At 61.7% G+C, this 13,279-nt stretch carries 15 protein-coding genes and 1 pseudogene; 10 read left to right on the forward strand and 6 right to left on the reverse strand.

Features of this window, described 5'->3' with window-relative positions; translation table 11 throughout:
• Positions 1-130 precede the first annotated feature (130 nt).
• The 3 genes from M1E05_RS05260 to M1E05_RS05270 all read left to right on the forward strand — a co-directional run bounded on the left by M1E05_RS05260 (position 131) and on the right by M1E05_RS05270 (position 1,875).
• Positions 131-1,249 carry a 3-deoxy-7-phosphoheptulonate synthase gene (locus M1E05_RS05260; protein ID WP_461164671.1) on the forward strand — a complete coding sequence of 373 codons (1,119 nt, stop codon included), beginning with the start codon at positions 131-133 and terminating at the stop codon, positions 1,247-1,249.
• Between the two features lie 163 nt (positions 1,250-1,412).
• Positions 1,413-1,625, forward strand: a complete 213-nt coding sequence (locus M1E05_RS05265; protein ID WP_247042322.1) for a helix-turn-helix domain-containing protein — start codon at positions 1,413-1,415, stop codon at positions 1,623-1,625.
• Positions 1,626-1,776: 151 nt separating this feature from the next.
• A complete protein-coding gene (locus M1E05_RS05270; protein WP_003792170.1) occupies positions 1,777-1,875 on the forward strand; it encodes a 30S ribosomal protein bS22 in 99 nt (32 codons plus the stop codon).
• Positions 1,876-1,968: 93 nt separating this feature from the next.
• On the opposite strand, the gene M1E05_RS05275 is transcribed toward M1E05_RS05270, so the two are convergent.
• Positions 1,969-2,787 carry an HAD family hydrolase gene (locus tag M1E05_RS05275; RefSeq protein WP_458111824.1) on the reverse strand — a complete coding sequence of 273 codons (819 nt, stop codon included), beginning with the start codon at positions 2,785-2,787 and terminating at the stop codon, positions 1,969-1,971.
• A 127-nt stretch (positions 2,788-2,914) separates the two neighbouring features.
• Between M1E05_RS05275 and M1E05_RS05280 the strand changes: the two genes are divergently transcribed.
• Both M1E05_RS05280 and M1E05_RS05285 read left to right on the forward strand, forming a co-directional pair.
• The gene (locus M1E05_RS05280) at positions 2,915-3,169 is read left to right on the forward strand and encodes a glutaredoxin family protein (RefSeq protein ID WP_461165193.1); all 255 of its coding nucleotides are present in this window, start codon (positions 2,915-2,917) and stop codon (positions 3,167-3,169) included.
• Positions 3,170-3,264: 95 nt separating this feature from the next.
• Complete coding sequence (locus M1E05_RS05285) at positions 3,265-3,960, forward strand: redox-sensing transcriptional repressor Rex (RefSeq protein ID WP_247042317.1); 696 nt, start codon at positions 3,265-3,267, stop codon at positions 3,958-3,960.
• 90 nt (positions 3,961-4,050) lie between these two features.
• Here the strand turns inward: M1E05_RS05285 and M1E05_RS05290 are convergent, their stop codons facing one another.
• The 4 genes and pseudogenes from M1E05_RS05290 to M1E05_RS05305 all read right to left on the reverse strand — a co-directional run bounded on the left by M1E05_RS05290 (position 4,051) and on the right by M1E05_RS05305 (position 7,704).
• Entirely contained in the window at positions 4,051-4,914 is an 864-nt protein-coding gene (locus tag M1E05_RS05290) for an MFS transporter (protein ID WP_458111822.1), read from the reverse strand.
• Between the two features lie 229 nt (positions 4,915-5,143).
• Positions 5,144-5,800, reverse strand: coding sequence for a hypothetical protein (locus M1E05_RS05295; RefSeq protein ID WP_461164672.1), 657 nt, complete (start codon positions 5,798-5,800; stop codon positions 5,144-5,146).
• 182 nt (positions 5,801-5,982) lie between these two features.
• A pseudogene (locus tag M1E05_RS05300) lies at positions 5,983-6,952 on the reverse strand (IS481 family transposase).
• Between the two features lie 203 nt (positions 6,953-7,155).
• Positions 7,156-7,704 (reverse strand): YceI family protein, encoded by a 549-nt coding sequence (locus M1E05_RS05305; RefSeq protein ID WP_461164673.1) that lies wholly within the window; start codon positions 7,702-7,704, stop codon positions 7,156-7,158.
• A gap of 213 nt (positions 7,705-7,917) precedes the next feature.
• Between M1E05_RS05305 and M1E05_RS05310 the strand changes: the two genes are divergently transcribed.
• The 5 genes from M1E05_RS05310 to ccsB are packed head-to-tail and all read left to right on the forward strand — an operon-like array spanning position 7,918 to position 12,970.
• Positions 7,918-8,583, forward strand: coding sequence for a histidine phosphatase family protein (locus M1E05_RS05310; RefSeq protein WP_461164674.1), 666 nt, complete (start codon positions 7,918-7,920; stop codon positions 8,581-8,583).
• Positions 8,584-8,585: 2 nt separating this feature from the next.
• Entirely contained in the window at positions 8,586-9,200 is a 615-nt protein-coding gene (locus tag M1E05_RS05315; protein WP_458111818.1) for a TlpA family protein disulfide reductase, read from the forward strand.
• Between the two features lie 13 nt (positions 9,201-9,213).
• Complete coding sequence (locus M1E05_RS05320) at positions 9,214-9,969, forward strand: cytochrome c biogenesis CcdA family protein (protein WP_458111817.1); 756 nt, start codon at positions 9,214-9,216, stop codon at positions 9,967-9,969.
• Positions 9,969-11,849, forward strand: coding sequence for a cytochrome c biogenesis protein ResB (resB, locus tag M1E05_RS05325; RefSeq protein WP_461164675.1), 1,881 nt, complete (start codon positions 9,969-9,971; stop codon positions 11,847-11,849). Before M1E05_RS05320 ends, resB begins: the two co-directional genes overlap by 1 nt.
• Complete coding sequence (gene ccsB / locus M1E05_RS05330; RefSeq protein ID WP_458111815.1) at positions 11,849-12,970, forward strand: c-type cytochrome biogenesis protein CcsB; 1,122 nt, start codon at positions 11,849-11,851, stop codon at positions 12,968-12,970. Before resB ends, ccsB begins: the two co-directional genes overlap by 1 nt.
• Here the strand turns inward: ccsB and M1E05_RS05335 are convergent.
• Entirely contained in the window at positions 12,967-13,110 is a 144-nt protein-coding gene (locus M1E05_RS05335) for a hypothetical protein (RefSeq protein WP_461164676.1), read from the reverse strand. The two genes, ccsB and M1E05_RS05335, sit on opposite strands and share 4 nt — an antisense overlap.
• Between the last annotated feature and the right edge of the window lie 169 nt (positions 13,111-13,279).

Consider the following 13,279-nt stretch of genomic DNA (forward strand, 5'->3'; position numbering starts at 1 on the left):
AGGAGCCCGCGTCTAACTGACACGCACCCAACTTTCCTTCAGAGCCAACAGGGCAGAGATCATTCTCTGCCCTTCGCCATTTCTCCGGCGGGTTCTGACCAGGGCCCGCTCCTATCTGGAACAGGACCCCATGAGCACCACAGCAGCCGCCGCCAATCCCCAACATTCCACCTCGAACTTGAGGATCAGCAAGTTCACTGCGCTCCCCACTCCCCACGAGATGATCGCTGAGCTTCCGCTCGACGCGAGGGTGACCGACGTCGTCGGGCGGGGCCGTGATGAAGTCCGCGCCGTCATGGACGGCCTGGACGACCGCCTGCTGGTGATCGTGGGTCCCTGCTCCATTCACGATCCGAAGGCCGGGCTGGAATACGCCCGCAGGCTCGTGAGCCAGGCCGAGAAGCACAAGGAAGACCTGCTTATCGTGATGCGGGCGTACTTTGAAAAGCCGCGGACCACCGTGGGCTGGAAGGGGCTCATCAACGACCCCCACCTGGATGGCAGCCACGACATTGCCACAGGCCTCCGTGCAGCCCGAAGCTTCCTCCAGCAAGTAACAGCCTTGGGGCTCCCAACCGCCACGGAATTCCTCGAGCCCATCAGCCCCCAGTACACGGCAGACCTGGTCTCCTGGGGTGCCATTGGTGCACGCACCACGGAAAGCCAGATCCACCGGCAGTTGGCGTCCGGGCTCTCCATGCCCATCGGCTTCAAGAATGGTACCGACGGCGACCTCCAGGTTGCCGTTGACGCGTGCAGCGCCGCCGGCGCGGCCCAGGCTTTCCTGGGAATTGACGACGACGGCAAAGCTGCTCTCGTGGCGACGGCCGGCAACCCGGACACGCACGTCATTCTCCGTGGCGGCCGCAAGGGCCCCAATTACTCAGCAGCCGACGTCGAAGCCGCTTCTTCCCGTCTTGCAGCGAAGAACCTGAACCCGCGCCTGATTGTGGATGCGAGCCACGCGAACAGCGGGAAAAGCCACCACCGCCAGGCGGAAGTCGCCTTCGAAATCGGTGCCCAGCTGGAGGAGGGCGGCGCCTCCGCAAAGGCCATCGCCGGCGTGATGCTGGAAAGCTTCCTCGTAGGCGGCGCCCAGAACCTGGACGTCACGGATTCCAACGGAACTGCCGAATTGCTCTACGGCCAAAGTGTGACCGACGCCTGCATGGAGTGGGACGTGACGGTGTCCGTGCTCGGGCAGCTTGCCGCTTCGGCCCGGAAACGCAGGATTTCCTTGGCCGAGTAATGGCTACTTGCTAGAGGCGAACGCGTAGTTTCGCCACTACGCCTTTCACATTGGCCCCAACTGCCTCTAGAGTAACTAGCACACGGTTGTTCGATGGCTCAGCATCGCCGCACCCGCAGAATACAGGTTGCCGCAGAATGCTGAGAGCAAAGGAATATGGGAAATGTCCGCAGAGTCGAACTTCTCCAACGCGAAGTTCTTGACCGTGGCCGAAGTGGCTGAGGTCATGCGCGTCTCTAAGATGACCGTTTATCGCCTGGTTCATTCGGGGGATATGCCCGCCGTCCGCTTTGGCCGCTCGTTCCGGGTACCGGAGTCCGCTGTCGAACAGTACCTGAAGCGCGCCGTCGTGGAGGGCCAATCCGAGACGGCGTGAGTCGTCGCCGTCAGTTTGCGCTCCGGATAAGCGGTAGGCTGTTAAGGAACGTTTTACGTCATTGTAAGAATCTGTCAGTTGTACAGTCTGTTGCTTAGTCCACGGACCTTTTCCATCAGACAGGTACGCATCTAGTTTGTAAGGAACTTTCGTGGGTTCAGTTATCAAGAAGCGTCGCAAGCGTATGGCCAAGAAGAAGCACCGCAAGTTGCTTCGTAAGACGCGCCACCAGCGTCGCAATAAGAAGTAGTAATACTTCCAAAGCGTCAATGCCCGTTGCCTTTCGAGGTAGCGGGCATTTTTGCGTCCTTGCTCCTTGGTGCTGCAACGGTGTGCGGCTCTGCTAGATAGTGGGGCCGCGGAAGCGCGAGAAGCCCTTCCAGAGGCCGTAGACGGCGCCGCAGACCGTGGCTGCCTTCAGGCCGAGCGTTGCTGCGCGGCGTCCGGAGCGGAAATCGTAGACCGGCCAGTTGTTCTCCCGGGCATGCCGGCGGAGGCGTGCATCGGGGTTGATGGCCACGGGATGCCCCACCATGCTGAGCAACGGGATGTCATTGTGGGAGTCGCTGTAGGCCCAGCACCTCTTGAGCTCCAGGCCTTCCTCGTCGGCGATGGCCTGCACTGCCACGGCCTTGGCTGCCCCGTGGAGGATCTCGCCCACCAGTTTGCCCGTATAGACGCCGTCCTTGATTTCTCCGACCGTGCCAAGGGCCCCGGTCAGTCCGAGGCGGGTCGATATGACGGTGGCTACTTCGATGGGAGTTGCGGTTACCAGCCAGACTTTCCTGCCAACCCGAAGGTGCTGCTGGGCCAGGGCCTTGGCTCCGGGCCAGATCCTGGACGCGATCATCTCGTCAAAGACCTCTTCGCCCAGGACTTTGATGTCCTCGACCGTGATGCCGGCTGCAAGCAGAAGGGCTGAATCGCGGACGGCGTGGACGTCGTCGAGGTTCTCCCCGCGAATCACAAACTTGAACTGCTTCCACGCGAAACCAGCAGCCTGGGTCAGTGTGAACGTCCCCCGCTGATGCATTTTCCGTGCCACGTGGAACAGGCTGGCACCCTTCATCAGGGTGTTATCGACGTCGAAGAAGGCGGCCTCGCCGTGTTGCTGGGTGGCAACCGGGCGGCGGGCCACAGCAACGTACTTCTCCTCGGGCATGCCACGAGTCTAGTCAATGCTCGGCATCGCCGCCGCCTGTGGCGTTCTGTTGCTGTGCGCGGGATACCTGAGGGCGGTTCAGGCCAGTGGCGTCGACGACGGCGGACAGCCCGGCTACCGTGGAACCATGGCAAAACCAGACGTCCTCCTGCTCACCAAAGCAAACTGCCATCTCTGCAGTGCCGCGCGCGACGCCGTCGACCGCGTCACTGCCGGACTGGGACTGGAGTGGCGGGAACAGTTGGTGGACAATGACGCGGAGCTCCGTGAGCGCTACGCCGAAGAGATTCCGGTGGTGGTGGTCGACGGGATCCAGCGGGACTTCTGGAAGATCGACGAGGCCCGGCTGACGAGGGTTCTACAGCAAGCCATGGCGAAGTAGGCCTCGGCCCGAGCCCGGATGACGTCGTTCCGCTTTTGTTGACACAAGTCGTGGGGCCCTAGAGTGGACTCACAACGCGACGCAATGGAGCAGATGTGACTTCGCTCGATTCATCCCCGGAAGCAGTCCGCGGGGATTCCGGAACCGCTGCAAAGCAGATTCCGCCCGCAGCCGTGGCACGGCTCACCCTCTATTTGCGCGCCCTGACCACCATGCTTGCCGAAGGCGTGGACAGGGTATCCTCGGAATCACTTGCCGAAGCCTCGGGCGTGAGCTCAGCTACCCTGCGCAAAGACCTCTCGCATGTGGGTTCCTACGGGACCCGCGGCGTGGGCTACGAGGTTCAGTACCTGAGCCGGCACATTTCTGCGGCCCTCGGTCTCACCAAGGACTGGAAAGTCGCTATCGTCGGTGCCGGTAACCTCGGGAAAGCCCTGGCAAGGTATGGCGGATTCGAATCGCGGGGCTTTGATGTCGTGGCCATTTTCGACGCCGACCAGATGATCGTAGGCAACGAAGTGGGATGGCTGCGTGTGAGTGACGCTGCCGACATGGAAGCGGTGCTCCAGCGGACGGGAGCGAACATGGTGGTCCTGGCGCTGCCTGCCGCCGTAGCCCAAAGCGTGTGTGACAGGGTGGTGGCGGCCGGCGTGAGGAGCATTCTGAGCTTCGCCCCCGTGATGCTGCAGGTTCCGCCCGGAGTAAACCTGCGCAAGGTAGACATGGCCACGGAACTGCAGATTCTGGCCTACCACGCACAAAGGACGCAGGCCCCGGAAGAGCTGGAGTAAGTTACTCTGCTCCGCCGGGCCTGCGCCCTCAACATGGATCTATGTGGCCCTGGCTCCTAGCCGCCGTATGACTTTATGTGGCCCTGAGTTCTAGCGGCCGTACGGCTGGGAGTAAGGATTGGCGAACGGCTGCTGCTTCTGGAAGTACGGCGAATTGGCCGGCAAGTACAGGAGTACGATGCCCGCGACTCCCATCAGAATGACGAGGATCTGCAGCACGCCGTACGTAGGACCCATGCTGAAGACGCTGAAGAGTCCAAACACCGAGATGCCCGCGAAGACAGTACCCAGGATGCGTGCCCAGTTCTTTCCGTTGCGTACAGGAAAGGCCACGAGGGCGTAGAGTCCCAGGGAGATGAGACCGCCCACGATGCTGGCACCTACCATCATTCCCTGCATTCCCTCAATGGTGCCGGGGGGCAGTTCCGTGCCCTGCAGCTGGGCCTGTTCCTGCATCATTTGGGTGAAGAAATCTCCACCCGAGAATGCCAACACCATGGCACTGATGAACGACAGCACACCGGCGCCGATGATCAGCCAAAAGGCGAGGTCCACCTGCGGGGGCCGGTTGCTGTTTCCGGCAGATGGAAGCTCGGAAGGGTACTGCGAGTACGGTGACTGACCGTAAGGCGACTGGCCATAGGGAGACTGGCCTTGCTGGGGCTGGCCGAACTGCTGCTGCGGCGGGTTCTGGCCGTATTGTGGCGCCCCGTACTGCGGCTGTTGGGGAGCGTTCTGGCCATACTGGGGTGCCCCATACTGTGGGTGCTGAGGAGCATTCTGGCCGTACTGGGGCGCCCCGTACTGCGGCTGCTGGGGAGCGTTCTGGCCGTACTGCGGAGCGTTTTGCCCGTACTGGGGCTGCTGCGGATTGTTCTGATCGTACTGCGGCGCGTTCTTGCCGCCAGACTCAGGCTCGTCCTGGTTGGCGGGAGGGACTGGGGGAGTGCTCATGTTCGATCCTTCATGTGTCGACTTCGAAAATCGGCTACCGGGATCAGTGTGATGCCCCTGCCCCCAGCATGGTCTTGCTTCCACCGTACAACGCTTGGTGCGGCATGTGGATCATTCGCAAGAGGTATTCCTGTTGGATTTGGAAGGCCGCGGCAGGGAGTTTCCCAGCCGCGGCCTTCAATGCTTAACTAACCCGATGGGATGTGGTTACGTCCCTAGTTTTGCTGTATCAGCCCTTGAAGTGTTGCTGGGACTGGGGCAGCCACATCATGACGGCTGCCGCGATAGTTACTGCCGTCCCGATCAAGCTCAGGCCTCCGGTGAACAACGTGAAGGGGAGCGCCAAAACCGACAAGCCACCCAAAATCGTCAGGACCAGCCTGGCCCAACGGGCACCTTCCTTGAGCCGGATGGCAATGAAGATGTAGACGGCGGCCCAAATCAGGCTGAAGATCAGTCCGACGCCAGCAAAGCCACCTGCGGCACCGACCGTGGCAACGAGGCTAGCCACAACACCGAGCACAGCTGCGCCAATCCAGAGCCAATAGGAAATAACCAGTTGCTGGGGTACACCCTGGGTGTTAGTCACGCGCTCTTTGATGTTGTTGAAATCCAATGCAAGCGTGTTGCGGGCGGGGGCGGCGTAGCCGAGGCCTGCTGGTGGTGCGTTGTTGGCAGCTCCGGCGGGGGCGCCATAACCAGGCTGCCCGGGCGCCTGGTAGCCGTCTGGCGTCTGGTAGTTGCCGGCCGGATATCCCTGGGGCGGCTGCTGGCCCTGCGGTGTCTGATAGGACGGGGGCTGTTGGTAAGGGGTGGGCGGAACATTGCCGTCAGACGGCTGGCTGCCGGGTTGTTCCGGCTGAGGGGCATCACTTGGGTTGGTCATGGCTTTCACTGTAGACGGCGGGTCCCCTGTTATCTAGGCAACTTTGGGCTAACTCGCCGTAAATAGCCAAGAATTTACAATCGTTGTACGAAGAGCCTGCCGAGCTACAGCTGTCCGGCCGGAAACGCCATCAGGACGCTTGGTCTTTGGTGGACCCTTAAACTCCGCGCCCCTGTCCCAGACTAGCTGTATTGACCGGAGAGGTTAGTGACGCGGCTGGCCGGTGTCTGACCTTTGAGGGCAGTGTGGGCTCGGTGGTGATTGTAGGCATGGAGCCAGTCCGGGAATCCGGCAACACGCTCAGTTTCTGATCGGTAGGGGCGGGCGTAGGCCCATTCCTCGAGCATGGTGCGGTTGAACCGTTCGACTTTACCGTTGGTTTGGGGCCGGTAGGGGCGCGTGCGTTTGTGCTTGACATCCGGGCCCAAGGCCTCGGCGAAGAGGCGGGACCGGTAGCAGTTTCCGTTATCGGTCAGAACCCGTTGGACCGTGATGCCACGGGACTGGAACCACGCGTTGACTCGCTGCCAGAACGCTGCTGCGGTTTCCTTTGTCTCGTCGGTGAGGATTTCGGTGTAGGCCAGGCGAGAATGGTCATCGACGGCGTTGTGGAGGTAGTGGTAGCCGGGCCTTCGGTTGGACGGGGTCCTGGTCCTGTTCTGTATTCCGGTGGCCCTGCCGAGGGCCCTGTGCCCGCCGCCGTCGGGGATCCTGCCGAGTTTCTTGATGTCAACGTGGACCAGGTCTCCGGGTTGGGCGTGTTCGTAGCGGCGGATCACTCGTCCTGTGCCTCGGTCCAGCCAGGTCAGCTTCGCCAGCCGGTAGCGGGAGAGGACGCGGTGCACGGTGGAGGGGTGGATGCCCAGCAGATACCCGATTCTTGCCGGACCCCACCCGGCGGTTCACGCGCACGGCAATGATCCGCCGCTCCGTACGCCTTGCGGTCCGTTGCGGCGAGGAGTGCGGCCGGCTGGAACGGTCGGTCATCGCGGCCGGACCGTGCTCGCGGTAACGCTGTGCCCAGCGCGCAACCGTGGGTACCGAGACCTGAAACCGCTCAGCTGCGCGGCGCAGGCTCCAGCCCTGCTCAACAACACATTGCGCGAGGTGCAGCCTGCCACGTGGGGTCAGGAAAGCGTTAGGGTGGGACATGAAGACCTCCGTGCGTGGAATTGGACTCTAGACAAGCCCCACTCCACCGGGAGGTCTTCTTCATGTCACCAAACCACGCCGAGCGTCACTAATGTCCGTGGTCAATACAACTAGCTGGAACAGGGGTGCAGGTCATGAAATATGCCCGCCGAAGCGGAGGCGTGGAATCAGCGGAGCGATGTCCGCTGAGCAGCTTCGGCCTGCTAGGCAGCCGGAGCGATGAAGGCCAGCTCAAGGTTGATGGCAACCTTGTCGCTGACCAGGACACCGCCGGCTTCGAGGACTGCGTTCCAGGTGAGGCCGAAGTCCTTGCGGCTGATGGTGGTTTCAGCAGAGACGCCTGCCCGGGTGTTGCCGAACGGGTCAACGGCTGCTCCGTTGAATTCGGTCTCGAGGGCAACCGAACGGGTGACTCCCTTGATGGTGAGATCGCCCTGCAGCTCATAGCCGTCACCCTTAGGCACAATGCCGTTGGAGACGAAGGAGATCTCCGGGAACTTCTCGACGTCGAAAAAGTCTTCGCCGCGGACGTGGCCGTCGCGGTTGACGTCGCCGGAGTCGAAGCTGGCGGTCTGGATAGTCGCATTGACCTTGGAATCTGCGACATTGTCTGCCAGATCGAGGGTGGCCGTAGCTTCCTTGAACTGGCCGCGGACCTTGCTGATGCCTGCGTGGCGTACGGTAAACTCGATTTCGCTGTGCGAGGAGTCGAGGGTCCAGGTGCCGGTGGTGAGGTTGGTGGGAAGTGACATTTTAGTTCTCCTTGTTATGCGAAGTTCGGGTTGAAGGCCATCTCGTCATTAGTTGAAGCATCATCTGTTGAAGCCTCAACTAATCGCTTCACCCAGTATAAACATGCATTTGCATCTTTTATTCCGATTGGGCGGAACTTTTTTTCGGGGCCCCTAGTTCTACTTCTTGTAGAAGATTTCAGATCGCCCGTCATCTTTGAGAAACTTGTATACATGCCCCAAACCACCGTTCATTTGCTTCGCCATGGCGAAGTCCACAATCCCGCCGGAGTCCTGTATGGACGCCTGCCCGAGTTTCATCTCTCGGAGCTTGGACGGGAGATGGCGCGCACCCTGGCGGAGCACTTCAGTGAGCGGGCTTCGCATGGGGCAAATATCGTCTACCTTGCTGCGTCACCGCTGACCCGGGCCCAGGAAACGGCGCTCCCGATTTCCGAGGCGCTCAGGCTGGACATCGCCGTCGAAGAACGCATCGTCGAAGCCGAAAACTACTTTGAAGGCATGAAGGTCACTAAGGCCGAGCTCCGCAGGCCGAGGCACTGGCCGCGCCTTGTCAATCCTTTCCGCCCTTCCTGGGGTGAGCCGTACAAAGAGCAGGCCAACCGCGTGATGGCTGCAGTCCAGGATGCCCGGCTCAAGGCACTGGAACTGGGCGGCGACGGCGCGGAGGCCATTTTGGTGGCACACCAGCTTCCCATCTGGGCCACCAGGCTCAGCGCAGAAGGCAAGCCGCTCTGGCATGATCCGCGGAAGCGTGAGTGCACCCTGACCTCCCTGACCTCCCTGGTTTTTGACCACGACGGCGCACTGGTGCGCGTCGACTACACCGAGCCCGCCGCAGCACTCCTTCCGGGTGCCTCCAACACCCCTGGAGCCTGAGCATGCAAGGCACCAATCCCAACACCTCACGCCGCAGCGTCCTGGCTGCCGGCGGTGCTGCACTGGCCGCGCTCACGCTGGGCCTGTCTTCTTGTGCCCAAGAGGACGCCCTGGCCAAGCAGGCCAAGGCAGGGGACAACAAGAACTACGTTGCGGGGGATGGCTCCGTCACAGAGTTCGCGGCCACTGATCGCAAAGCAGCGGTGGGTATCAAGGGGGCCTTGTTCGATGGCACCACCATTGAACCGGCGGATTTCCAGGGCAAGGTCACTGTGCTCAACTTCTGGTTCGCAGCGTGCGCCCCATGCCGCGTGGAAGCGCCGTTGCTGGAAGAACTGCACCAGGAGTTCAAAGATCAGGCTGTCCAGTTCTACGGCGTCAACCTGAGGGACGAAAAAGCGACGGCCGAGGCGTTCGATAAAACATTCGGCCTGACCTACCCCAGCTTCAACGATAAGGATGGCGGAGTCCTGCTGGCCGTTTCCGGCCTGGTTCCGCCTGGGGCTGTTCCCACCACGCTCGTCCTGGACAAGGCTGGCAGGGTGGCTTCCCGCGTCCTCGGGGAAATCGAAAAAGGCACCCTGAAGGCCCTCATCGCCGCGGCCGTGGCTGAGTAGCGGCGGTTTCCCAGTGAACAGTCCCTTTGCCGAGGCCATCCTGAATGGATCGCTCCTGCTTGCCATCCCGGTGGCTCTGCTGGCGGGACTGGTCTCCTTCCTTTCACCGTGCGTGCTGCCGCTGGTCCCGGGCTATCTGGGCTACGTCACAGGGCTCACGGGCGTGGACCTGCAGAAGCAGAAGCGCGGCCGGATGCTGGCGGGCATCGGCTTGTTCGTGTTGGGTTTCTCGGCCATCTTTGTCCTCTTGGGTGGCGCCTTCGGCCAACTCGGAACCCTGATCACTGGGCCGGAGAACGCGTGGATCACCCAGATTCTTGGCCTCCTGGTCATTGCGATGGGCGTGGTGTTCATGGGTGGATTCGGGTGGTTCCAGCGGGATGCCAAGATTCATGCCAAGCCGCCGGCAGGGCTGTGGGGCGCACCCTTACTGGGAATTACCTTCGGGCTGGGCTGGGCTCCGTGCATCGGTCCCACCTACTCGGCAGTGCAGCTCCTCAGCCTCTCCGGCGGATCCTCGGCGGCCAAGGGGGCGTTCCTGGCTTTCGTCTACAGCCTCGGCCTGGGAATTCCATTCCTCCTGATCGCGCTGGCGGTCCGCAGGGGAATCGGTGTGATGTCCTTCTTCCGTACGCACCGCCTCGCCATTCAGCGGATTGGCGGAGGAATTCTAATCGTGCTCGGTCTCCTGATGGCCACCGGCCTGTGGGGAGCCTGGGTTACCGGGTTGCAGTACTGGTTCCAAACCGATGTGAAGTTGCCAATCTGATGAGCGAGCGTGTGAAAGAACAGAAGAACTCTCCGGAGACGGCCGCCAGCCAACAGGCACCCAAGGACGCCGCCCCCGGGGCCAATCCTGTTGCTGCGGCCAAAGCTGAAGCTGCCCTCCCGGCTCTTGGCGTCAAGGGAACGCTTCGCTGGGCATGGACGCAGCTCACCAGCATGCGTACCGCCTTGTTTCTGCTCCTCCTCCTGGCGGTGGCTGCCGTGCCCGGTTCGCTTTTTCCGCAACGGCCCGCCAACCCTTCAATCGTCACCCAGTACATCAAGGACAACGGTGATTACGGCAAGGTGCTGGATGCCCTCCAGCTCTACGACGTCTACTCCTCCGCATGGTTCTCCGCCATTTACATCCTGCTGTTCATTTCGCTGATCGGCTGCGTTGTGCCGCGGGCAATAGCGCACTACAAGGCCATGCGGTCGCAGCCTCCCCGGACACCCAAACGCCTTTCCCGCCTCCCCGAATACGGCACCCTGGTGGTTCCGGCGGACGCCGGGATCACGGCGTCGCGCGCTGTTAACGACGCCGCCGGCATGCTGAAGAAGCGCGGTTACCGTGTTGAGGTGAGGGACGACGACGGTGAGCAGCCGTCTTTGGGGGCCGAGCGCGGGTTCCTGAAAGAAGTGGGAAACCTCGTTTTCCATACATCCCTGATCGGGGTGCTCGTCTCCGTGGCGGCCGGCGGACTGTTCGGCTACAGCGGGCAGCGCATCCTGGTTGAAGGCGATACGTTCGTGAACACCCTCGTCGGGTACGACCAGTTCACGCCCGGAACCAATTTCCAGAGCAGTCAGCTCCAGCCTTACTCTGTTCGACTGGATAAGTTCCGGGCCACCTTCGACAGGGAATCGGAAGGCAAGAAGGGTCAACCCATCGACTTCAGGGCCGACGTCACCACCAAGGAATCACCGGACGCCCCGGAACAGCAGGAAGTTCTCAAGGTTAACGATCCTTTGACCCTGGGCGGCACCAGCCTCTACCTCACAGGCAATGGCTACGCTCCACTGGTCACCATCCGGGACGGGCAGGGCAATGTAGCCTTCCAAGGCCCAGTGATAGCACGGTTGCAGGGGGATCACTATTACTCGTCTGTGGTGATCAAGGTCCCCGACGCCAAGCCCGACCAACTGGGCTTTGCCGGGTTCTTCCTTCCCACGGCGATGGTCAGCAATGAAGGCGTTTCCTTCAGCGGCGATCCTGAACTCTTCAATCCAAGGCTGTCGTTGAACTCGTACTTTGGAGACCTTGGGCTGGACACCGGCGCTCCGCAGAACGTCTTCGAGCTCGACGTCGAGAAACTGACGCCGCTCAACGCCCGGAATCTCGACGCCGGGGGCATCACGCTTGAGCCGGGAACCAGCTACACACTCCCGGACGGCAAGGGATCCGTCAGCTTTGACGGCGTGAAGCGCTACATCGGCGTGGACATCCACCACAACCCTGGGCAGCTTTACGCCCTGATCTTTGCTTTGCTGGCCGTGGCGGGACTGGTCACTTCCCTCTATGTGAACCGGCGCCGGGTCTGGGTCCGGGCCGGCATCCATGAGGATGGCCGCACCATGGTGGAGTACGCACTCCTGGCTCGAGGCGAGGACCACCGCCTGGCGGCGGAAGCGAAGGCCATCCGTGAGTTGCTGGAGGAGGAGTGGGGCCTGAAATCCCGGGACGCCGAAGCCAAGGATTCCCAGAGTGCTCCCAGCGGGCAGGCGGATAATGGTGGGGCTGAACGCGACGCCGGTTCAGAGGCTACCGAAGCAGCAGATGCCACGGCGGCCACAGCAGCAGAAGCCTCCGCAGTCACAGAAGCCCCCCCAGCAGACATTATCCAGTCAACAGCAGGCTCGACAGAGTCTAAGAAGGACCAGTAATGCTTGGCATCAACGAAACCATGGGCGCGTACAGCGAGCTCTTTATGCTCCTTGCAGCAGGTACCTACACGGTGGCCTTCATCGCCTTTGCCTGGGACCTGGCCAGGAGCAGTTCAGCCCTCCGAGCCGTGGACCTCAAGGCAGCTGCAGCAGCCGAAGCCCTGGAAGCTGTTTCGTCCCCTGCCGCAGCAAAGATTCCTGTTTCAGCGGGCTCCGTGAGGGAAGCAAGTACTGACCGGACAGACTCCGACGTCAGCGGGCCTGTTGGGCGGGCCGAACGGCCGTCATCGGCAGTCTCCCCGGCAGGTGAGGGCTCAGGGCTGGGACAAACCGCTGACGCCGGAATGCGCTATGGAGCCGAGCGCCGCGTTCCGGCCCGTGTGGCAGTCGCTCTGACCGTCCTCGGAGCCTCGATCCATGCCGCCGGAGTGCTTACCCGTGCCTTGGGCGCCGGGCGGGTTCCCTGGGGAAACATGTACGAGTTCCTCACCACCGGCGCTTTTGTGGCCGTTGCAGTCTTCCTGCTGGTGCTGATCCGCCGTGACCTGCGGTTCCTTGGCACGTTTGTGGTCGGGCTGGTGGTCGTCATGTTGGTTGCGGCCAGCATTTCCTACTGGACCCCTGTGGGCCATCTCGTCCCCGCGCTCCAGAGCTACTGGCTGATCATCCACGTCTCCATCGCCGTGCTGTCATCGGCGCTTTTCACGCTCACGTTCGCGATGTCCGCGCTGCAACTGGTCCAGGCACACCGGCAAAAAACCATTGCTTCCGGTGGGGGAGACAAACTTGGCTTTATGCGCCTGGTGCCGTCCGCCCTGAGCCTGGAAAACCTGTCCTACCGGATCAACGCCATCGCTTTTGTCGGATGGACCTTCACCCTGATGTTCGGCGCCATCTGGGCCGAAAAGGCGTGGGGCCGCTTCTGGGGTTGGGACACCAAGGAAGTCTGGACGTTTGTGATCTGGGTTGTCTATGCGGGATACCTGCATGCCCGGGCCACGAGAGGCTGGACCGGAACCAGGGCGGCATGGCTGTCAATCGTGGGCTACCTGTGCGTGGTCTTCAACTTCACCATTGTGAACCAGTTCTTCAACGGCCTTCACTCGTACTCCGGCCTCTAGTATTCGGGGCTCTGGTAGTTCGGCCTCTCGTCCCCCGTCACCCGGCGAGGTTTCCGTCGTGGCCCCAGGGCCTGGTCGGCTGCTTCCAGGACGTCCCAAGTCAGTGCCAGTGCTGTCTCGGCGTCAGGGTTTCCGTCCATTGCCTGCCGGTAGTGAGCATACAGATCTCCAACATCAACCGCTGCTTCCACTGTCTGTCCCCCGGACCGCTGATTCGATAGACGAGGGTGAAGATTCCCCCTGCCTTCTATACAGGCACGGCTGGCTTTTTATGACGCGAAAACTTAGCAGATTTAGCGCCGGTTACCA

The organism is Arthrobacter sp. R4-81, from assembly GCF_054792365.1.

Coding starts and splice junctions, on each gene's coding strand:
- M1E05_RS05260 (WP_461164671.1), top strand. CDS start 131: ATGAGCACCACAGCAGCCGCCGCCAATCCCCAACATTCCACCTCGAAC.
- M1E05_RS05265 (WP_247042322.1), top strand. CDS start 1,413: ATGTCCGCAGAGTCGAACTTCTCCAACGCGAAGTTCTTGACCGTGGCC.
- M1E05_RS05275 (WP_458111824.1), bottom strand. CDS start 2,787: ATGCCCGAGGAGAAGTACGTTGCTGTGGCCCGCCGCCCGGTTGCCACC.
- M1E05_RS05280 (WP_461165193.1), top strand. CDS start 2,915: ATGGCAAAACCAGACGTCCTCCTGCTCACCAAAGCAAACTGCCATCTC.
- M1E05_RS05290 (WP_458111822.1), bottom strand. CDS start 4,914: ATGAGCACTCCCCCAGTCCCTCCCGCCAACCAGGACGAGCCTGAGTCT.
- M1E05_RS05295 (WP_461164672.1), bottom strand. CDS start 5,800: ATGACCAACCCAAGTGATGCCCCTCAGCCGGAACAACCCGGCAGCCAG.
- M1E05_RS05305 (WP_461164673.1), bottom strand. CDS start 7,704: ATGTCACTTCCCACCAACCTCACCACCGGCACCTGGACCCTCGACTCC.
- M1E05_RS05310 (WP_461164674.1), top strand. CDS start 7,918: ATGCCCCAAACCACCGTTCATTTGCTTCGCCATGGCGAAGTCCACAAT.
- M1E05_RS05315 (WP_458111818.1), top strand. CDS start 8,586: ATGCAAGGCACCAATCCCAACACCTCACGCCGCAGCGTCCTGGCTGCC.
- resB (WP_461164675.1), top strand. CDS start 9,969: ATGAGCGAGCGTGTGAAAGAACAGAAGAACTCTCCGGAGACGGCCGCC.
- ccsB (WP_458111815.1), top strand. CDS start 11,849: ATGCTTGGCATCAACGAAACCATGGGCGCGTACAGCGAGCTCTTTATG.
- M1E05_RS05335 (WP_461164676.1), bottom strand. CDS start 13,110: ATGGACGGAAACCCTGACGCCGAGACAGCACTGGCACTGACTTGGGAC.